Genomic DNA, 20498 nt, shown 5'->3' with positions numbered 1-20498 from the left:
ACAACATCTTTATTTGTGTGCCGCTCACAAATCACTATAAATTTGACAATAAATATTGTCAATATCACTCAAGGTCATTTATATTGGTAAAAATGCGAATATTTAACACATAGGCTTAGTCGGTATTAGTTGCTAAGATATCCAAAACTACGACACGAACTAGATCATCATTTTTATGACCGAATATTTAGAAAAGCAAACTGCATTAGAATCAGTACCAGAAAAAAAAGTGGTGAAAGAACGTCAATTTAAAGGCATGTCCCTCACTGAGCGTAAACAAGCTCGTCGTGAAAAATTAATCGAGGCTGGTATTGAAGCTTATGGTACACATGGATTCTTTTCGGTTACTGTTAAAGATATTTGTAATGAAGCCAAACTGACTGAACGTTATTTTTACGAATCTTTTAAGAAAAGTGAGAACCTCTTTCAAACTATTTTCTTACAACTGATTGAAAAAATGCAGCAGACTCTAATGCAATCTGTCATGCAAGGTTCACCTGATCCGATACGAATGATTGATGCAGGGTTAAATGGTTTTTTTGCGATGCTTCAAGATGATCCTCGTACCGCGCGTATCATTTATATCGACGCTATGTTGGTTCAAGAACTGCATAATCACGCCACGATTCAAGAAACTATGGCGCGCTTTGATCGTATGATTCACGCATTTGTCACATTGATGATGCCGCATATCAGCTTAAACGAAAAAGAGATTTCACTTATCGCAACAGGGTTAAATGGCTATGTGACTCAAATTGCAGTGCGTTGGGTCATGAGTGGATTTAAGTCACCACGAGAAGATGTTGTGAAAGCATGCCGTGTCGTCTTCAATGCTTTAATTCATGAAATATCCAATCAAAAAGAGTAAAAATAGAGATTAAATATAATAAATTCATATAGATATTTTTAAGACACAGTATTTAAACGGAAATATTTATGACAAATTTATGATCAATTTAGATCGTACTTTTATATTTTTGTCACAAAACATTGCTAAATCGCCCTTGCTCACCCGTTTTGCAATGATACTGTCATAATTAATCTTTGTAATAAGCCTGTCATAAATATAAACGGTCATACCGTTCACCTAAGGATATTGCGTTGTGAAAGATGACTACATTTTAATCGTCGATGACGAACTTCCCATTCGTGAAATGATCCATACTTCTTTAGATATGGCAGGCTTCCAATGTTTAGAAGCCGAAGATGCCAAACAAGCGCATCAGATGATTGTGGATCAACGTCCTTCCTTGGTATTACTAGATTGGATGCTTCCTGGTGGTGTGAGCGGTGTGGACTTATGCCGTCGCTTAAAGCGCGATGAGTCGCTCTCTGAAATTCCAGTCATCATGCTAACTGCTCGTGGTGAAGAAGATCATAAAGTCCAAGGTCTTGATGCTGGTGCAGATGACTACATGACTAAGCCTTTTTCAACCCGTGAATTGGTTTCGCGTATTAAAGCGGTTTTACGTCGTGCTAATGCATTGAGCGGTGAAAAAACCATTGATGCAAATGGCTTAATTTTAGATCCTGTCAGCCAGCGTGTGAGCTTTAATCAAAATATTTTAGAAATGGGTCCAACGGAGTACCGCCTATTGGCATTCTTCATGACGCATCCTGAACGTGCCTATACACGTGCACAATTACTTGACCAAGTATGGGGTGGCAACGTATATATTGAAGACCGTACCATTGATGTTCACATTCGTCGCTTACGTAAGGTTTTAGAACCTTATGGCGCAGATCGTTATGTTCAAACTGTTCGTGGTACAGGTTATCGTTTTTCTACTCGAGCAGACGTCGCAATAGGCTAGTGTTCACTAGGTTAATCAAATTTTATGTACGAACCCTACCCCGTCCCCACTTTAGCGAAAGATCATCAGAAATTTCGCTACAGTAGTTTATGGACATTCGCTAAACAAGATCTTCGCTTGTTGGCATTTTTCATCGTTATTGGTGGATTTATTGGTTTAGGAATAGGATACTTCTGGATCTGTATAGGACTGGCTTTTGCTGCCTTTTTTGGTTTACAGCTTCGTTCCCTGATTTTAGTGAATGATTGGATCGCCAATCGTCCTTATGATGTGCCACCCAATTTAAATGGGATTTGGGGTGCATTACTATTCAATGTATATCGCGCTCAACGCCAAGAGCGAATCGTACAATCTGAAATGGTCGGTTTGATTGACCGTACACAATCTTCATTGGTTGCTTTGTCTGAAGCGATTATTTTGACCGATGACTCTCAACAAATCGAATGGTGGAATCCCGCAGCAGAATATCTTTTTGGGATTCAACCTACAGACCGAGGGCGTAATTTACTCTCGATTATTCGCCAACCCGATTTTGTTGAGTATTTTAATAATATCGATCATGCACCTGACGGCATCAAAGTTAAATTAGCGCATGATGACAATAAATACGCTCAAATTAAATTAACTCGTTTTGGGCAACAAAGTCGTTTATTGGTCGCACATGACATTACTCGGATGCGTAATCTTGAGCAAATGCGATCGGATTTCGTCGATAACATTTCGCATGAGTTACGTACACCGCTGACTGTGTTGAGTGGTTATATCGAAACATTTACCGATCAAGAAGACATCAATCCAAGATGGAAACGTGCCTTTGATCAGATGCAATCTCAAACAAAACGTATGAATGCCTTGGTCAATGATTTGTTATTGCTATCTCGTTTAGAAAATGAAAAACAGATTGCGAAAAACCAGATCATTGAAATGCCAAGTTTAATGAATCATCTCTTTGATGATGCGCAAGCCTATAACATTGATTATGGGCATACATTGAATTTGGATATTGATAGTCATTGTGACTTGATCGGTTCAGAGATGGAACTTGCAAGTGCCTTTAGCAACTTGATTACCAATGCGATTAAGTACACGCCTAAGGGTGGAACGATCACGATTGGTTGGCATGATGATGGTGAAAATGGCTATTTCTCAGTTCAAGATACAGGTATCGGGATTGATCCTAAACATTTACCTCGTTTAACTGAGCGTTTTTATCGAGTCGATAGTGCACGAAGTCGTCAAACTGGTGGTACAGGTTTAGGGCTGGCGATTGTGAAGCATGTTTTGATGCAACACGGCGCACATATTGAAGTTGACTCTAAAGAGAATCAAGGTTCAACGTTCATAGCTGTGTTCCCCAAAGAACGTTTATATCGTATGCACTGAGTCATCTAAAGTCTGTCACAACTCTAAAATGATTTACCTTCAATATCATCATAAATAAAAAGCGCCTCTAGGCGCTTTTTATTTATGATTCTTGACTTGGTTTTTCCCATCATGGAAAAACTAGACTAAAAATCGAATGTTAAATGGTTTGACCTAAAGCCTCACCCATCACAACTACCGAATTCGCTTTAAATGCTTCGTCCCACTTTATTTTATCTTGTTCAAATAAAATCACAGCAGTCGAGCCTAAATAGAAACGACCTAACTCATCACCCTTTTCAAGCTTCATTTCATGATGATTCAGTTCTAAACGACCCGTAGGTTTTACTTTACCTGTCGCAACAGTTTCAATACCAGCAACGATCATCGCACCCACGAGAACCACAGCCATACGACCAAGTTCTGTATCAAATAAACACACCATACGCTCATTACGTGCGAATAAACCTGGAATATTTTCCGCGGTAGTTTGATTCACAGAGAACAATTCACCTGGAATATACAAGGTTTCCGTCAATGTGCCTGCAAATGGCATATGCACACGGTGATAGTCTTTCGGTGATAAATATACTGTAGCAAACTCACCATCTTTAAATGGTGCAGCCAACTGAGGATCACCAATCAATTTATCCACTGAAAATGACTGACCCTTGGCTTGGAAAATATCACCTTCGTTAATTTTACCTAACTGTGAAATTGCACCATCGGCAGGGGACACAATACTATTTGTATTGCTGTCTACGGCACGTACGCCTTCTTTTAAAGATCGAGTAAAGAACTCATTAAATGATTTGAATTTCAGCGCATTACTTTGCTCAGCAATCGACATATCAATGCCATATTGCTTTTTAAATGCTTGAATCACAATATTTTTTAAAATCGGATTTTCACTGGCTGCAACCTTACCCACCACACGGCTCAGTTTTTGTTGCGGAACAATACTTTGCGCTTTAATGAATATTTTTTTCTTTAAATTTGTCAGACTCACTAAGGTGATTCTCCAGTAATGATTGGACTGTCGAGGCGGTTGCCCCATTCGCTCCACGCACCATCATAAGCTTGGATATCCCAACCGAGTAGTCGACCAATAATATATGCTAAGCCTGAACGATGATGCGATTGACAATACACCACCACAGGTTGGTCGAATTTAAAGCCCAATTGTTCTAAACGTTGTTGAGTGCGTTCTAGGGGATGCAATTTTAAATGATTTTGACGGTTTAGGGCAGTACTCCATTCAAAATGTCGTGCAGAAGGAATATGCCCTCCTCTGCGTGCCGCCAAGCGTTGTCCTGTATACTCTTCAGCCGTTCTACAGTCCCAGACTTGCACATTATCCTGACTAACTTTACTCAACAGTTCATCATATTCTATTCGAGGTTGTTCAATATTTTGGATTTCGACAGGAAATAATGACGATACTTTTTCAAATTTTTCTTCATCTACTGAAGTGGGTAGATTTACACCTAACCATGCATGAATTCCGCCATTCAATAAACTAGCGTTGTAAAAACCAAGACAATGTAGATTCCAAATTAACCGACCTGCCCATGCTCCGCCTTCATCATCATAAGCTACAACATGGTGATCAGGAGAAATATTCAAATATTCAACCAAAGCTTTCAATCCCGCTTCATCAGGCAATAAACCTGACGCTAATTCTTCCTGTCGAACCAATTGCTTAGGTAAAACATGAAGCGCATGTGGAATATGTAATTGTTCATAGACTGAAGCACGCGTTAAATCGACGATACGTAACTTTTCATGCCCTAAATGTGGAACCAATTCTTCTGCTTCAATGAGCAAACCTAAGTTAAACGGAGATTTTGACTGGGAATTAGACATAATTATTGAATTATTTTGCACTGATTAGAATCGATCTTAGCACAAGATTTTTTCACTATTATTCTGATTTTTTGCATGCTTTTAGCAAAAAATCAGATATAGCATAGAGATCGTATGGATGTTATGTAGCAGGTTCTTGAATTTCAAACACCTGACGTAAATATGCCAAGAAGGTGTCATTGTCCGTCATGGTTTTTCCTGGACTGTCTGATAGTTTCGCCACCGACTGACCATTACATTCTACCAATTTCAGTACAATATTGAGCGCTGTTTGCCCCATATCATTGGTCAAATTCGTACCAATACCAAAGCTGACTTGGAAGCGATCTTTGAAGTAATTATGGAGTGACCATGCTTTTTCTAAATTCAAACCATCACTAAACGTTAACATTTTAGTTTTAGAGTCAATTTTTAATTTTTTATAATGTGCATAGGCTTTATCACCCCATTCATACGGGTCACCACTGTCATGACGTAAACCATCAAATAGTTTGGCGAAGTACAAATCGAAGTCACGTAAGAAAGCATCCATTCCAACGACATCTGTCAAAGCAATGCCTAGATCTCCACGGTATTCTTGCACCCAAGTCTCAAGCGCAGACTTTTGGAAATCACGTAAACGGACGTCTAATGCTTGGAAGGCTTGCAGAAATTCATGCGCCATTGTACCAATTGGGGTAATACCGAGGTCTTTGGCTAACAATACATTACTCGTACCACGGAAAATATGCGGTGCTGCTTTGTGAAACTCTTCAACTACATGCTTTTGCCATTCAAAGCTATAACGACGACGTGTGCCAAAGTCGGACACTAGAAATGGCGGATCATTCGGTTTCTGTTCAGCTTGATACTGTTTCAATAACTCAACTTTTGCCAGTAGACGACGTTCGCCTTCTGCCATCACTTCATCACTACCGATACGGCGGAAATACAGCTCATTCACAATTGCAAGGACAAAGATTTCAAACATCATGGCTTGAACCATCGGTCCTTCAATTCGAATATCTAAACGGCCCTGCTCATCAATGCTGGCTTTAATAAAGCGACGTTTCAATTGAAATAATTCAAGATAATCAACAAAGTCACTTTTGATAAAACGTAGGCTTCGGAGATACTCCAACTCATCAGCTTTAAAATTCAACTGACAAAGATAATCGAGTTGTTCATTAAGGTCGTCTAAAATATCAACGAGAGGATAAGCAGTATCATCCAAATTACGGCAACGAAATTGGTACACACTGTCCGTTTGTGGAAACTTGTGTAATACCACCTGCAACATCGTAAATTTGTACAGATCAGTATCAAGTAAAGAATGAATAATGGCAGACATATTGTTTTTCGGTTTTTAGCAACTTATTGCATTAAAGCACATTTTTCACTGTTGCAAACCTATGTTTCCGTAATTGCGGGCAACTATTCGACTAATTACTGAAACTTTATAATCATTACTGAGTTTCAATTTTTTGTGAATAAGCTTCGGTCATCTGCTTTAACTTTTCTTCTTGCCCAATAATTTTGGCAAATTCAGCTGTGGTCTTTTGACCTGTTTTTGCGGCGTTGGCATCACAATCAACTTGGCGCAATTGTTTCGCAATCGACCATTCTAGTTTAAAGATCGCACCCATTAGGGCTGTATTACCTTTATGGTCTCGTGCACAACGATCAGCACCTTTCGCCAAAAGTGTCGTTACAACCTCTTGATGACCATAGTAGGCTGCCATCATTAATGCGGTATAGCCTGCACGATTTCGCACATCGACTGGGAAACCATGCTTCAGAAACTCTGTGATCACCTCTTGATTACCCGTCTTAGCTGCTGCAATAAAGAGATCAATCAATTCTTGTTGTGAGGTCATCTGATCATTTACATTCACTTTAGCAGAGGAGATATTTTGAGTCGGGTTAGCCATTGCGAATGCAGAACCAAAACTCAAAATACTGACTAAAATCATTTTATGCATAGCTTTCATGATGAACTCCAAAAAAAATCGATAATTTGGACTGTGCTTCATGTATCAACTGGATGAAAGATAAAGCACAAGAATGCCTGTAAAACTCCCCTAGGGTTGCAGGAAAGGAATTGAGTTTTACAGGACTTTTTTGAGGCGACCTCCAAGACCCTAGTCGCCAATCTGATTAACTAATCGGAATTAGTCTTTCAATTGTGCTGCTTTCGCTTTAACTGTTGCTAAGTTACCTTTAGCAGCTTGAGTCAAACGTGTACCGTAATCAGCATCCGCTTTGTAGAAGTAAGAAAGCATGATGTTTTTCGTTTCAGCATCTTTCACTGCACCTAAATCGCCACCTAAGTTACGAATCAAGTCAGTTTTTTCTTGAGCTGAATAAGAACGATATAACTCACCCGCTTGTTTAAACGGTTGTTCTTTCTTAATGGCTTGTTGAAGCACTTTACCATCCAGCGGAGTTGCTACTGCTTTAGCTTTTGCTGTAGCAGCTTTAGGCTCTTGACGGCTTGGTTCATAGTTCACGTTAGAATCAGTTTCAGACATGTTCATGAAACCTTCTTGGTTGTTAGTATTTACTTTAACAACCGGACGGTTTACAGGAAGTTGCTGATGGTTCGCACCTAAACGATACATTTGCGTATCAGAGTAAGAGAACACACGACCTTGTAATAAACGGTCTTCAGATGGTTCGATACCTGGCACTAAGTTACCTGGTGCCAAAGCTGATTGCTCAGTTTCGTTGAAGAAGTTCTTCGGCATACGGTTAAGCGTTAAAGTACCAACTTTAACTTCTGGAACTAAATCTGTAGGCCAGATTTTTGTTGCATCAAGTGGGTTAAAATCGAAGTTATCTAAATCTTGAGGATCAAGAACTTGGATGTAAAGATCCCATTTTGGATGTTTACCCGCATTGATGTTTTTATAAAGATCGTTGGTCAAGTGATTGAAATCTTTTGCTTGCATTTCAGCAGCTTGATCAAGGTTCAAACCTTTTACGCCTTGCTTAGAACGGAAGTTAAATTTCACATACTTGTATTCGCCTTTATCGTTATAAAGTTTGAATGCATGTACGCCAAAACCGTCTTGTTCACGGTAGCTTGTTGGAATACCGTTATTTGAGTAAACATAAGTCAACATGTTTACAGCCCATGGTTGGCTTTGTAAAAAGTCAAACGCACGGTTAGGATCTTGAACGTTATCAACTGGAGATGGTTTCATCGCGTGGATGAAATCAGGGAACTTGATCGCATCACGGATAAAGAATACAGGTAAGTTATTACCGACTAAGTCCCAGTTACCTTCTTGTGTATAGAATTTAACAGCAAAGCCATGCGGGTCACGTAAAGTCTCTGGTGAACCTTTAGGGTGAATTACCGTAGAAAAACGTAAGAAAACTGGAGTTTTCGTTCCTGCTTTAAACATTGATGCAACAGTAAGATCAGATAAATCTTTAGTTGTTACAAACTCACCGTAAGCACCTGTACCACGTGCGTGAACAACACGCTCAGGAATACGCTCACGACCAAAACGTTGTAATTTTTGTACAAGTTGAACGTCTTGTAATAAAACCGAACCATATTCACCTGCAGTGATAGAGTTCTGGTTGTCACCTACTGGTGCACCGTTATCTTTAGTTAATGGCGCAGCCGTCGCTACTGTAGCAGTTGCAAGCATTGCAACCAATAAAGAACGCTTAAACATCGATCTTCTCTCTTAAATTTACCTTTCCTGCCCGCGTAAGTTACCTGTTTAATTTAAATTGGTAAAAAGGATAATATTTATTGTTTCAATCGCTTTATTGGATAAAGATTTTTCTATTTACTAAAAACAATATTTATCAGTACCTTAAGAAATATACATAGTTATTCAATCACTCTTTTTTCTTGTATTTGCTACAATTCATTTGAATTAAAAAACAGCAAGTTTGGTTAAGTTATGCGTGCGTTGTTACAACGAGTTTTAGAAGCAAAAGTAGTAGTTGATGGTGAAATCACAGGTCAAATTGAAACAGGCATTGTCATTTTTCTAGGTTTAGGTAAAGAAGATAATCTCGAAAAAGGCAAAAAACTGATCGATAAAATTTTAAAATATCGTTTCTTTGATGATGAACAAGGCAAGATGGGTTGGAATGTCAGCCAAGCTGGTGGTGGAATTTTATTGGTCTCACAATTTACTTTGATGGCTCAAACTCAAAAAGGCTTGCGCCCGGACTTTGGTCCCGCTATGCCACCCAGCGATGCAAAAGTACTGTATGAAAAACTGGTCGACTATGCCCAGTCTCAGTTTGAAAATGTACAAACGGGAATTTTCGCTGCCGATATGAAAGTACACTTGGTTAATGATGGGCCTGTCACGTTTAATTTAGAAGTTGAATAACTTTTCAAAATACATCATCGCTATATTAAAATTCCTAGATTATAAAAAAGCCCTCACGAGAGGGCTTTTTATTGAATCATGCAAAACTCAGCCCATTAACGACCTGTTTTTTCCTTCAAAAATTGACGCGCAATTTTGAATTTTTCTTTTACTGGTTTTGGAATCTTTGGTGGAATCAATTTTGCAGCTTGGTTGAACCATACTAATAAACTGAAATCACCTTCCATTTTGATCGTGCCATTTTGCATTCCTGTCATGAAAGCTGTTGGATCACCCTTCATTAAGGTTTTCACGCCTTGCTCACTATCAGCAAATTGCAAAATAAAATCGGCTTTTTCTGCACTTCCTGACACTGTATCAATTTGACCGTGATTTACGATAATTTGACGCGCAACATCTAAATCCGTTCCAATTTGAATACGGAATTGGCGGTCATGAATCAGTTCAATAAATTTAGGACTGGTACGAGCAAGTTGCTTCATACGTAGCGCCAGACCTAAAACGAGTAAATCGAGTGGATCAGTACTAGCATCAACAATCGGAAGTTTCACGACTGGAATTGAAGAAAGTTTCATGACATTTAAGCCTGTTGTTTTAATTTAAAATGGGTTGAGTTCATCCTAACATATCTTATTCAAAATACGATTAGGCTTTGTTTAACAAAAATATCGACAAAAAAAAGGCATATCGCACAGATATACCTTTAAATATTAACGCTTAGACGGATGATTCTAATGAGTCAAAATGAAAATGATCTAGATCATTACTCATCTTCATAGACAGGTGTATGTTCAATATATTGACGATTTTGCAATGCTTTCTGAGCACGATTGTCTTCACGCAATAAAAATGCAGTCAGACCAACCATCGCTAAACTGATCGCTGTTAAGTACCCGTATGCTACGGTCATATCGAAGACATTTTGTACACCGAAACGAATCGCTTCCAATATACCCCAAAATGCCATACCTGCTAGCATGAAACCTAACCAGTGACGGTAAGGGGAAAAGAAAACAGTCGCTAATGCTACAGCAATTAGACTAAATCCAATTATCGTTGCAAACGTTGCTGTGACCATAAAAACCTCCGTCAGATTGATGTGTGTTAAAACCGCTCAATGGTGTTTCGCAACAAAGTTAAAAGCTCTTCAATTATTCTCAGTGATCTTATTCGAGCCTCTGCATTGCATTATGGTGAGTTTTTTTCAGAAAAGAAGACCTGTTCTTTTTGTAAACGACACACCTTGTCGCAACAGTCTTTTGTAATTACACTTTTCAAATTTGATATTTTTATGTGAAGCTAAATAACATCGCCCTTGGCGTGTCATTACAAAAAAATACCTCGTAATTTTTTGTCAAAATCATCTTTTTTTCGATCTTGATCATCTATTTTTTGACTGCCAAACCTAATTCACAAAAGCACATATATATGATGGATTTAGCAATAAAAAAGCGACTCGAAAGTCGCTTAAATCGTCATCAAATTGTAAGAATCATGCGCGATTTAAATCTTTGTCATGCACACCTAATAAATACAAGACACCATCTAAACCTACACTTGAAATGGCTTGATTTGCATTTTCACGTACCAATGGTTTTGCACGGAAAGCGACGCCTAAGCCTGCAATTGAGAGCATTGGTAAGTCATTTGCACCATCACCAACAGCAATTGCTTGTTCTAGTGAAATCCCCATCTCATCAGCAATTTGACGTAATAACAAAGCTTTACGAGCACCATCAACGATATGCCCTTTGACTTCGCCTGTAACCAAACCATCTTGCACATCCAGAACATTGGCATGTACTTCATCAATGCCTAATTTAGCCTGAAGATACTCAGCAAAATATTGGAATCCACCAGATAAAATAGCCGTACGATAACCTAATGACTTTAAAGTCGAAATTAGGCGTTCAGCACCTTCTGTCACTGTTAAACGTTCAGCGATTTTAGGCAGCACTGATGCATCCATACCTTTAAGTAAGCCAACACGTGCACGGAAACTCGCTTGGAAATCTAGCTCACCTTGCATTGCACGTTCAGTAATTTCAGCAACTTGCTCACCGACCCCAGCTTCACTGGCAAGTTCATCAATCACTTCTTGCTCAATCAACGTTGAATCCATATCGAAACAAACCAAACGGCGATTACGACGATACGCATTGTCTTCTTGAACAGCGACATCGACATTCAGTTCACTTGAAAGTTTCAAACACGCTGCACGCATTGCAGCAGCATCAAGCATTTGACCCTTTAAGCCAAATTCTACACAAGCACGTTTGGGTGCTGTATCGTCATATTCCAAAGCTGGACGACCGGATAAACGTGTCACGGTTTCAATATTAAAACCTTGGCTTGAAACAATATTGGTCACGGCTTGCAAGTGTGAAGCGGTCAGTTCAGGTGCCAATGCCGTCACGATATAACGGGTACGACCACCTTCTTTCACCCATTGATCATAATCTGATGCAGCAATCGGTTTGAAACGCACAGTCAACCCAATTTCATGTGCTAAAATAAGGATGTCTTTCATGGCCAAAGCTGTTGCTGTCTGGTCATCTGACGCAACAACAATACCGAGCGTCAGTTGGTTATGGATAACTGCTTGTCCTACATCTAAAATTTGCAAAGAATGTACGGACAACACCTGCATCAATCGAGTAAACTGATTCGGTTGGTCAGGACCTAAAAATGAAATAAGAATGATTTCTCGCATGAATTGACTCGGTTCTGAGCTACAACTAATGTAAGAATCATAATCGAAATCGAATATAAATGCCTTGGAAGTTTACGTTGAATGCACCTAGACAAGGGCTATTTGCTAGCCTACTGATTATTAGCTTTGCTTTGCACACCTTTTTATTGGTCATTGCAACAACTCATCAATTAAACGAAAACCGTGCCAGCCAAGGTCAATTGATGACAAGTCAGTTGGTTGCAGACAGCCTGTCTGAGCTTGAACCTGCCAATACAGTTTCTCTAGCATTATTGGCAAATCGTTACGCAACCAACCCAAGTGTGGCTTATATTCGAATTCTCAGTTCTAGCAATCAGGTTTTAGCAACGGCAGGACTTTCTAAAACACGTCAAGGTGAAGTCTTTGTGCGTGATGCGCTACAAAATGAGAAAAAAGTCGGTAGCATTGAAATCACCTTGGTTAAACCGAGCATTGGTGAAATCCTTCGTACGCAATGGCTTGCGATCCTATTTTCATTGTTTGTACATGGATTATTGTGGTTAGCTTATCGTGCAATTGCACGCCCTACTCGCAGTGAATATCTTGCTCGCTTAAATAATGAAGCACGTCTAAAACATGAAATTCAATTACTCACTGAAGCTTTAGAGCTCGAAAAAAATAATGCTGTGACTGCAACTGCACAAGCTGCGCAAGTTGTGGTAACTCCAACAGCCAATAAAACACCAAAACCTTTTGTCGTTGATGAAAATACCTTGTCATTGAATATTCAATTCTATGATCCAAAACAACTGATCAATACTGTTAATCAATCCGTGGCTTTGCCTTACTTTAATTTGTGCCAAATTTTCTTGAATAAAAGTATCGATTTATGTAGCCAGCACTATCAGTTAAATAAGCAAGATTTTGTGATTGGTCGTGAATTTGACCGTCAAGGTGCTGTGATCAGTGTTTCAACGACTCAAAACAATGCGTCGCAATGTTTATTGATGATTGGTTCAGTCTTCCAACTCTTATCTGATGTCTTGTATAAACGCTATCGTGAAGACAAACGTTTCGTTCTACAGACACGTTGTTCTGTGGCATCTGCGGTTGAAGCCATGCAACTTGATGCTCTACAAGCCTCAGAACGTTTAACGCATCATTTGATTGCCAAAGAAATGGCGGTGTATTTAAATAATGAGCAATTAAAGCATGTGGGCGATTGCTACCAGTTAGTGCCTATGCCTAACCCGACTAGCGTACTGACTCGTCATGCATTTATGATTAATGGAATGAATGAAAGTTGTGCAGAACTTGCTCAACAGATCCGTACAGAGATCCTGAAAGGTAAATCTCAACCATCTACAGAGCCAGACCTGAAAGACCAAGCTTCTTAAACTCAACAGTTATCATTTGTTGTGATTTAAAAACCAGATTTAATGATAAGTTAAATCTGGTTTTTTCATTTTCGCTCAAAAATTAACAGTTTTAGTACAGCATTTGCTTATAGATTAAGCGGTTTTAAGCATATTTCAAAATATTATGCCTTTTCAATGCCCTATTAAGATGTGTATAACAGTCTAAGCAAAGGGAATGTGATTAGCATAGGCAAAACCCAGCAAAAAGCGTTAGACTATGTCCCAATGATTTTATTCAAATGTCAGAATGACATAACAAAAAGGTGAAGGTTGATGTCACTCAACACTGTGGAAGAACTCGTAGCAGATATCCGTGCAGGAAAAATGGTTATCCTGATGGATGACGAAGATCGTGAAAATGAAGGTGATTTAGTCATTGCTGCCACGCATGTTCGTCCAGAAGACATCAACTTCATGATCACGCATGCGCGTGGTTTAGTATGCCTAACATTAAGTAAAGAACGTTGCCAACAGCTGAATCTGCCACTTATGGTCGATGCCAATGGTGCTCAACACGGCACGAACTTTACGCTTTCAATTGAAGCAACCAACGGTATTACGACAGGCATTTCACCTGCTGAACGTGCTCACACGATTCAGACCGCTGTGGCTGCTCATGCAAAACCTGCTGACATTGTTCAGCCCGGCCATATTTTCCCATTGATGGCACAACCAGGTGGTGTTCTACACCGTGCAGGTCATACCGAAGCAGGCTGTGATTTATCACGCTTAGCAGGTTTAGAGCCAGCGTCTGTGATTTGTGAAATCATCAATGAAGATGGCACGATGGCTCGTCGTCCAGACCTTGAAGTATTTGCTGAAAAGCACGGTCTAAAAATTGGTACCATTGCAGATCTAATTCATTACCGTATGACCAATGAACAAACGGTTGAACGCATTGATCAGCAAACACTTGATACTGAATATGGCACATTTGAATTGTTCCGTTACCGTGAATTAGGTAATCCAGATATTCATTTGGCACTAGTTAAAGGTGAACCTAAAGCAGGTGTAACCACAGTGCGTGTACACGGTTTTAATCCAACACGTGATTTGCTTAAACTGAATAAACAAGATGGCGAAGCTGCTTGGAATTTAGATAAAGCGCTTAAAACCATTGCCGATAGCGAACGCGGTGTATTGGTTTGGATCGGTCAGCGCCATTTGTCAGATTTAGGTCCGGCACTTGATGCTTTGACCACACCAAAACCAGCTAAATCAAATGCAGCACTATCACAGCAATACCAAACGATTGGTGTCGGTGCGCAAATTTTACGTGATTTAGGGGTAGAGAAAATGAAACTTCTCAGCTCACCATTACGTTTCAACGCATTATCAGGGTTTAACTTAGAAGTGGTTGAATATGTAACCGCTGAACAAAGTTCTGTTTAATTATTCTTATTACATATCGAGGTTGCTATGGCGATTCGCCGTATTGAAGGTTTATTACATCTCGCGAGCGAAGACCGTTACGCGATTTTAGTTGGACGTTTTAACAGCTTTGTTGTTGAACATTTATTAGAAGGTGCAATTGATACGTTGCATCGTCATGGTGTTAGCGACGATAATATCACTGTTGTTCACGCACCAGGCGCATGGGAACTTCCTGTTGTGGCTAAAAAATTAGCTGCTTCGGGTAAATTCGATGCTGTCATTGCTCTCGGCGCAGTTATTCGTGGTAGCACACCACACTTTGACTTCGTTGCAGGCGAATGTGCCAAAGGTTTAGGTGTAGTTGGTTTAGACACTGGCTTACCTGTGATCAACGGTGTATTAACTACGGACAGTATTGAACAAGCGATTGAACGCTCTGGTACAAAAGCAGGCAATAAAGGTGGCGAAGCTGCCCTTACTGCAATTGAAATGGTTAACTTGCTAAAGGCGATCTAAAGCATGTCGCAGACACTCCAAGCTACTTATGCAGCGAAACGCAAAGCACGTCGTTTTGCTGTACAAGGGATTTATGAATGGCAAATGAGCCACAACCCGATGCACGAAATCGAGGCACGTACACGTGCTGAAAATGCGATGCATAAAGTGGATCTAAGCTATTATCATGAATTGCTCACGCAAGTGATTACAAATCATGAAGCATTGGATGCGTTATTGGTTCCAGTTCTTGATCGTGAGATCAATGCACTGGACGGTGTTGAACTTGCAACATTGCGTTTAGGCGCATACGAATTGAAAGAGCATCTTGAAATTCCATATCGTGTTGTATTGGACGAAGCTATTGAATTAGCGAAACACTTTGGCGGAGCAGACAGTCATAAATACATCAATGGTGTATTAGACCGTTTATCGCAAAGCCTGCGTGAAGCAGAAAAGCAACAAGCTAAATAAGTTGTTGTTGAAATGGCTGAGTTTTCTATTATTGACACCTATTTTAATCGTAAGAATTTAGATTCTGTCGATTTAGGCGTTGGTGATGACTCAGCCCTGCTCACCCCCCCTCAAGACCATCAGTTGGTCATTTGTGCAGACACTTTAGTCGCAGGCCGACATTTCCCTTTAGACACTTCTGCTCATGCCATTGGTTGGAAATGTGTCGCTGTCAATTTATCTGATATTGCAGCAATGGGGGCACAACCGCATAGTATTTTACTCGCATTGAGCCTACCCCAAATTGATCATGCATGGTTAAAAGAATTTAGCCGTGGTTTATATGATTGTTGCGATCAATTTGGCGTGCGCTTAATTGGTGGTGACACCACACAAAGCCCACATTTAACCCTTTCTGTCACAGCACTCGGTTGGATTCCAAATGGTCTAGCCGTGAAGCGTTCTGGCGCTCAAGTCGGTGATTTGATTTGTGTAAGTGGTACAGTAGGTGATGCTGCTTTTGCCTTACAGCACATTGGGCATCCATTACAGCAACGATTGGATTACCCCACACCTCGCTGTGAGCTAGGTACACAACTTAAAAATTTAGCGCATAGTATGATTGATGTATCTGATGGTTTAGCACAAGATCTCGGACATATTTTAAAAGCCTCTCAAGTCGGTGCTAAAATATATCTCGATCAGCTTCCAATTCATGAAGCACTTCACCATTTGTCAGATGAACAACTATGGCAATATGCACTTGCAGGTGGCGATGACTATGAATTATGTTTTACAATAAGTCCTCAAAATTACGAAGCTTTCTTGCAAAATAAACCTAAAACGCCAACGACAATCATCGGGAAAATTATAGACAATCACGCTTTGATTTTTGATAAAGATGGCAAAGATCATCCCGTTCAATTTAATGGATATCAACACTTTGCATAAACCTCCTATTCAATTTAAACAAATGAATTGGACTGAACGTTTTATCGTCTTTTCTGGCGTTGGTTTCGGTTCAGGTTTACTTCCAAAAGCACCGGGTACTTTCGGTTCTGCTTTTGCGCTCCTTTTTATCCCTATTTGGATGATGATAGGTTTTAATCAGAGCGTCATTGCCATGATCATCATGTCGCTCATCGGCATTTATATTTGTGGTCGTACTGCCGACATTATGGGTGTACACGATGATGGTCGAATTGTATGGGATGAATTTGCAGGTCAATCTATTACTTTTCTACCCCTAATTTATTTAGGACAAATGAATTGGTTATGGGTTCTGGTTGGCTTTGGGTTATTCCGTTTATTTGATGTTTGGAAACCTTGGCCAATTCGTGTCATTGACCGTCGCATAGATGGCGGCTTTGGCATCATGTTAGATGATATTATCGCAGGGCTGTGGGCAGCTATCTGTATTATAATTTACTTATATATTGATCTGGCTTAAGCCAGAATTTTAGGGTGTTTTATGTCTACCACTGTTGTTATTCTTGCTGCAGGTAAAGGTACGCGCATGCGTTCACAACTGCCAAAAGTACTTCAACCTTTAGCAGGTCGTCCATTATTAGGACATGTGATTGAAACAGCAAAAAAAATAAAAGCTAAAAATATTATTACCATTTTTGGTCATGGCGGTGATCGCGTTCAAAGTGCATTTGCTCAAGAAAATATTCAATGGGTTGAACAAACTGAACAACTCGGTACAGGTCATGCGGTTAAAGTGACTCTTCCCGTCTTGCCGAAAGATGGGATTTCTCTGATTCTGTCTGGTGATGTTCCATGTGTTCAAGAAAGCACCTTGCAACGTTTGGTTGATGTCTCGACTGAAACAGGCATCGGGATCGTTACACTCACATTAGTTGATTCAACAGGCTACGGTCGTATTGTTCGTTCTGATCATAAAATCCAAGCCATTGTTGAACATAAAGATGCTTCTGATGAACAGCGTCAGATCAAAGAAATCAACACAGGAATCTACTGTGTAAGCAATGCGAAACTGCATGAATGGTTACCAAAGCTCAGCAATGATAATGCTCAAGGTGAATATTACCTGACCGATATTGTTGCCATGGCTTTGGCTGATGGAATGGAAATCGCATCCATTCAACCTGAACTTGCTTTCGAAGTTGAAGGGGTTAATGATCGTATTCAATTGGCTGCTTTAGAACGTGAATTCCAAGCTTATCAAGCGGAGCAATTGATGCAACAAGGGGTTCATCTGATTGACCCTGCGCGTTTTGATTTACGTGGTCGACTTCAAGTTGGACAAGACGTACGCATTGATATTAACGTGATTATTGAAGGTGATTGTCAATTCGGTGACAATGTAGAAATTGGTGCAGGTTGCGTCATTAAAAACACCTCTATCGCTGCTGGAACAAAAGTCCAACCCTATAGCGTATTTGACGATGCAATCATTGGTGAGTCTGTTCAAATCGGTCCATTTGCACGCCTCCGCCCTGGTGCAAAACTGGCGAATGAAGTTCATATTGGTAACTTCGTAGAAGTGAAAAACTCGACAGTAGGTCTAGGCTCTAAAGCCAATCACTTTACCTATTTAGGTGATGCTGAAATCGGTGCAGGTTCAAATATCGGCGCAGGTACGATTACCTGTAATTATGATGGTGCGAATAAGCATAAAACCATTATTGGTGATAATGCCTTTATTGGTACAAATAACTCTTTAGTTGCCCCGATCAAAATTGGTCATGGCGCAACGACAGGTGCAGGTTCAGTCATTACACATGATGTCGCTGACAACAGCCTGGCATTTGAACGTGCTAAACAAATTGCAAAAGAAAATTATCAACGTCCACAAAAGACTAAGAAATAAGAGGAATTAAATATGTGCGGAATCGTCGGTGGCGTTGCTGAACGTAGTATTACCAATATTTTGATCGAAGGCTTAAAGCGCCTTGAATACCGTGGTTATGACTCTGCTGGTTTAGCATTGGTCAACCAAGGTCATGTGTTACGCCAACGCCGTGTCGGCAAAGTGGTTAACCTTGAAAATGCCGTGAATGAAGCTGAAATCATCGGCTCATTAGGTATTGCACATACACGCTGGGCGACTCATGGCAAGCCAACTGAAGATAATGCACATCCGCATATTTCAGGTCAGGTTGCTGTTGTACATAACGGTATCATTGAAAACTATCAAGAACTTAAAGATGATCTTGAAGCTTTAGGTTATGTATTTAGCTCTCAAACAGATACTGAAGTCGTTGCACATTTAGTTCATGATGCATTGAAATCGTCTCCGAACCTACTCAAAGCGGTTGAACAAGTCGTTCCTCAACTTAAAGGTGCATTCGCATTAGGCATCGTACACACTGATTATCCAGATGAGTTAATCACTGTTCGTGAAGGCTCGCCTTTAGTGATTGGCGTAGGGATCGGCGAAAACTTTATCAGCTCAGATCAATTGGCTTTACTTCCAATTACCAATCGTTTTATCTATCTTGAAGAAGGTGATATTGCGCGTTTAACGCGTGATTCGATTGAAGTGTTTGTAAATGGTCAGTCAGTTGATCGCCCAATTAAAGAACTTGATGCAACAGTGAGCAATGCATCTAAGGGTGAATATAAGCATTACATGCTTAAAGAGATCTATGAACAACCTGAAGCGATTCAGCAAACGATTTCTCAAGCACTGAATGGAAATGCTTTACGCGATGATTTCTTAGAAAAAGCCAATGTAGATTTTGCATCAATTACTCAAGTTCAAATTCTAGCATGTGGTACAAGTTACCATGCAGGGATGATTGCAAAATATTGGTTTGAGCAACTCATTGACCTACCTTGCCAAGTTGAAATTGCAAGTGAGTTTCGCTATCGTAGCCCTGTGATTGTGAACAATACGCTTTACGTATGTATTTCCCAATCAGGTGAAACGGCAGATACTTTGGCTGCACTACGTGATACACAACGTCGTGCGACTGAAAAGAATATTCACATTGCAACCATGACCATTTGTAACGTCGCTACATCATCAATGGTACGTGAAACCAATCATAGCCTACTGACTTTAGCAGGCCCTGAAATTGGTGTTGCTTCAACTAAAGCATTTACCACTCAGCTTGCAGCATTGATGTTACTTGTACTTAAAGTGGGTCAAGTGAAGCAAACGATCATTGCAGATCAAATTTCTGAGATCATTGCAGGTTTATGGCATTTACCTAAAGTTATTTTAGATACATTGCAAAAAGATAAAGAAATTTTGCGTCTATCTGAGCTGTTTGTAGAGAAAAATCACTGTCTATTCTTAGGTCGTGGTACAGAGTTCCCAATCGCTTTAGAAGGCGCTTTGAAGCTCAAAGAAATTTCTTATATTCATGCTGAAGGTTATGCTGCAGGTGAATTAAAGCATGGGCCTCTAGCATTGGTAGACAATGACATGCCTGTCGTGATTCTTGCGCCTAAAGATGACATGCTTGATAAACTCAAATCAAATATGGAAGAAGTTCAAGCCCGTGGTGGTGAACTATTTGTATTTGCAGATGAAAATAGTGGGATTAAAGAAAAAGACCGTCAGCATGTGGTCCTTATTCCTTCCATTAGCCCTCTACTTTCGCCAATTGTTTACAGTATTCCTGTGCAATTGCTTTCTTACCATGTTGCAGTTCTTCGTGGTACAGATGTCGATCAACCTCGAAATCTTGCAAAATCAGTTACGGTCGAATAATTTTTTCTTATA

The 20498-nt window shown here is 39.9% G+C and carries 20 protein-coding genes; 12 read left to right on the top strand and 8 right to left on the bottom strand.

Translation table 11 applies throughout. The features are described 5' to 3' along the window. Positions 1-175: 175 nt before the first annotated feature. The 3 genes from AC5YDM_RS06590 to phoR all read left to right on the top strand — a co-directional run bounded on the left by AC5YDM_RS06590 (position 176) and on the right by phoR (position 3197). Entirely contained in the window at positions 176-868 is a 693-nt protein-coding gene (locus AC5YDM_RS06590; RefSeq protein ID WP_496151320.1) for a TetR/AcrR family transcriptional regulator, read from the top strand. A 235-nt stretch (positions 869-1103) separates the two neighbouring features. Then, complete coding sequence (gene phoB, locus AC5YDM_RS06585) at positions 1104-1814, top strand: phosphate regulon transcriptional regulator PhoB (RefSeq protein ID WP_496125317.1); 711 nt, start codon at positions 1104-1106, stop codon at positions 1812-1814. 24 nt (positions 1815-1838) lie between these two features. Continuing rightward, positions 1839-3197, top strand: coding sequence for a phosphate regulon sensor histidine kinase PhoR (phoR, locus tag AC5YDM_RS06580; protein ID WP_496151319.1), 1359 nt, complete (start codon positions 1839-1841; stop codon positions 3195-3197). 139 nt (positions 3198-3336) lie between these two features. Here the strand turns inward: phoR and asd are convergent, their stop codons facing one another. The 5 genes from asd to AC5YDM_RS06555 all read right to left on the bottom strand — a co-directional run bounded on the left by asd (position 3337) and on the right by AC5YDM_RS06555 (position 8710). Further along, positions 3337-4185, bottom strand: a complete 849-nt coding sequence (gene asd / locus AC5YDM_RS06575) for an archaetidylserine decarboxylase (protein WP_496151318.1) — start codon at positions 4183-4185, stop codon at positions 3337-3339. Beyond that, positions 4185-5042, bottom strand: a complete 858-nt coding sequence (locus AC5YDM_RS06570) for a sulfurtransferase (protein ID WP_496151317.1) — start codon at positions 5040-5042, stop codon at positions 4185-4187. Before AC5YDM_RS06570 ends, asd begins: the two co-directional genes overlap by 1 nt. Positions 5043-5163: 121 nt before the next feature. Beyond that, the gene (gene pncB / locus AC5YDM_RS06565) at positions 5164-6372 is read right to left on the bottom strand and encodes a nicotinate phosphoribosyltransferase (RefSeq protein ID WP_496151316.1); all 1209 of its coding nucleotides are present in this window, start codon (positions 6370-6372) and stop codon (positions 5164-5166) included. Between the two features lie 115 nt (positions 6373-6487). Further along, positions 6488-7012 carry an ankyrin repeat domain-containing protein gene (locus AC5YDM_RS06560; protein ID WP_496151315.1) on the bottom strand — a complete coding sequence of 175 codons (525 nt, stop codon included), beginning with the start codon at positions 7010-7012 and terminating at the stop codon, positions 6488-6490. A gap of 180 nt (positions 7013-7192) precedes the next feature. Next, positions 7193-8710, bottom strand: coding sequence for a catalase (locus AC5YDM_RS06555; RefSeq protein ID WP_496151314.1), 1518 nt, complete (start codon positions 8708-8710; stop codon positions 7193-7195). Between the two features lie 234 nt (positions 8711-8944). On the opposite strand from AC5YDM_RS06555, the gene dtd reads away from it, so the two are divergent. Next, a complete protein-coding gene (gene dtd, locus AC5YDM_RS06550) occupies positions 8945-9385 on the top strand; it encodes a D-aminoacyl-tRNA deacylase (protein ID WP_496151313.1) in 441 nt (146 codons plus the stop codon). Between the two features lie 95 nt (positions 9386-9480). On the opposite strand, the gene AC5YDM_RS06545 is transcribed toward dtd, so the two are convergent. The 3 genes from AC5YDM_RS06545 to serB all read right to left on the bottom strand — a co-directional run bounded on the left by AC5YDM_RS06545 (position 9481) and on the right by serB (position 12098). Continuing rightward, positions 9481-9960, bottom strand: a complete 480-nt coding sequence (locus tag AC5YDM_RS06545; protein ID WP_496151312.1) for an SCP-2 sterol transfer family protein — start codon at positions 9958-9960, stop codon at positions 9481-9483. A 188-nt stretch (positions 9961-10148) separates the two neighbouring features. Next, positions 10149-10463: a ciprofloxacin tolerance protein AciT gene (aciT, locus tag AC5YDM_RS06540; protein ID WP_496151311.1), complete on the bottom strand. Its 315-nt coding sequence runs from the start codon at positions 10461-10463 to the stop codon at positions 10149-10151. Between the two features lie 414 nt (positions 10464-10877). Further along, a complete protein-coding gene (serB, locus tag AC5YDM_RS06535; protein ID WP_496151310.1) occupies positions 10878-12098 on the bottom strand; it encodes a phosphoserine phosphatase SerB in 1221 nt (406 codons plus the stop codon). Positions 12099-12175: 77 nt separating this feature from the next. On the opposite strand from serB, the gene AC5YDM_RS06530 reads away from it, so the two are divergent. From AC5YDM_RS06530 to glmS, 8 genes are all read left to right on the top strand, one after another. Continuing rightward, the gene (locus AC5YDM_RS06530) at positions 12176-13456 is read left to right on the top strand and encodes a hypothetical protein (protein WP_496151517.1); all 1281 of its coding nucleotides are present in this window, start codon (positions 12176-12178) and stop codon (positions 13454-13456) included. A 294-nt stretch (positions 13457-13750) separates the two neighbouring features. Beyond that, positions 13751-14869: a bifunctional 3,4-dihydroxy-2-butanone-4-phosphate synthase/GTP cyclohydrolase II gene (ribBA, locus tag AC5YDM_RS06525; protein WP_496151309.1), complete on the top strand. Its 1119-nt coding sequence runs from the start codon at positions 13751-13753 to the stop codon at positions 14867-14869. A gap of 27 nt (positions 14870-14896) precedes the next feature. Continuing rightward, entirely contained in the window at positions 14897-15367 is a 471-nt protein-coding gene (ribH, locus tag AC5YDM_RS06520) for a 6,7-dimethyl-8-ribityllumazine synthase (RefSeq protein ID WP_004718750.1), read from the top strand. A 3-nt stretch (positions 15368-15370) separates the two neighbouring features. Next, the gene (gene nusB / locus AC5YDM_RS06515) at positions 15371-15820 is read left to right on the top strand and encodes a transcription antitermination factor NusB (RefSeq protein ID WP_496125331.1); all 450 of its coding nucleotides are present in this window, start codon (positions 15371-15373) and stop codon (positions 15818-15820) included. Positions 15821-15832: 12 nt separating this feature from the next. Beyond that, positions 15833-16750, top strand: coding sequence for a thiamine-phosphate kinase (thiL, locus tag AC5YDM_RS06510; RefSeq protein WP_496151308.1), 918 nt, complete (start codon positions 15833-15835; stop codon positions 16748-16750). After that, entirely contained in the window at positions 16728-17249 is a 522-nt protein-coding gene (locus AC5YDM_RS06505) for a phosphatidylglycerophosphatase A family protein (protein ID WP_496151307.1), read from the top strand. The genes thiL and AC5YDM_RS06505 overlap by 23 nt, the downstream gene beginning before the upstream one ends. A 21-nt stretch (positions 17250-17270) precedes the next feature. Continuing rightward, positions 17271-18635 carry a bifunctional UDP-N-acetylglucosamine diphosphorylase/glucosamine-1-phosphate N-acetyltransferase GlmU gene (gene glmU / locus AC5YDM_RS06500; RefSeq protein ID WP_496151306.1) on the top strand — a complete coding sequence of 455 codons (1365 nt, stop codon included), beginning with the start codon at positions 17271-17273 and terminating at the stop codon, positions 18633-18635. A 12-nt stretch (positions 18636-18647) separates the two neighbouring features. Then, a complete protein-coding gene (gene glmS, locus AC5YDM_RS06495; protein WP_496151305.1) occupies positions 18648-20486 on the top strand; it encodes a glutamine--fructose-6-phosphate transaminase (isomerizing) in 1839 nt (612 codons plus the stop codon). Positions 20487-20498: the final 12 nt, after the last annotated feature.

Source organism: Acinetobacter sp. CY81, from assembly GCF_059515925.1.
This window is presented reverse-complemented; position numbering and strand designations above follow the sequence as displayed.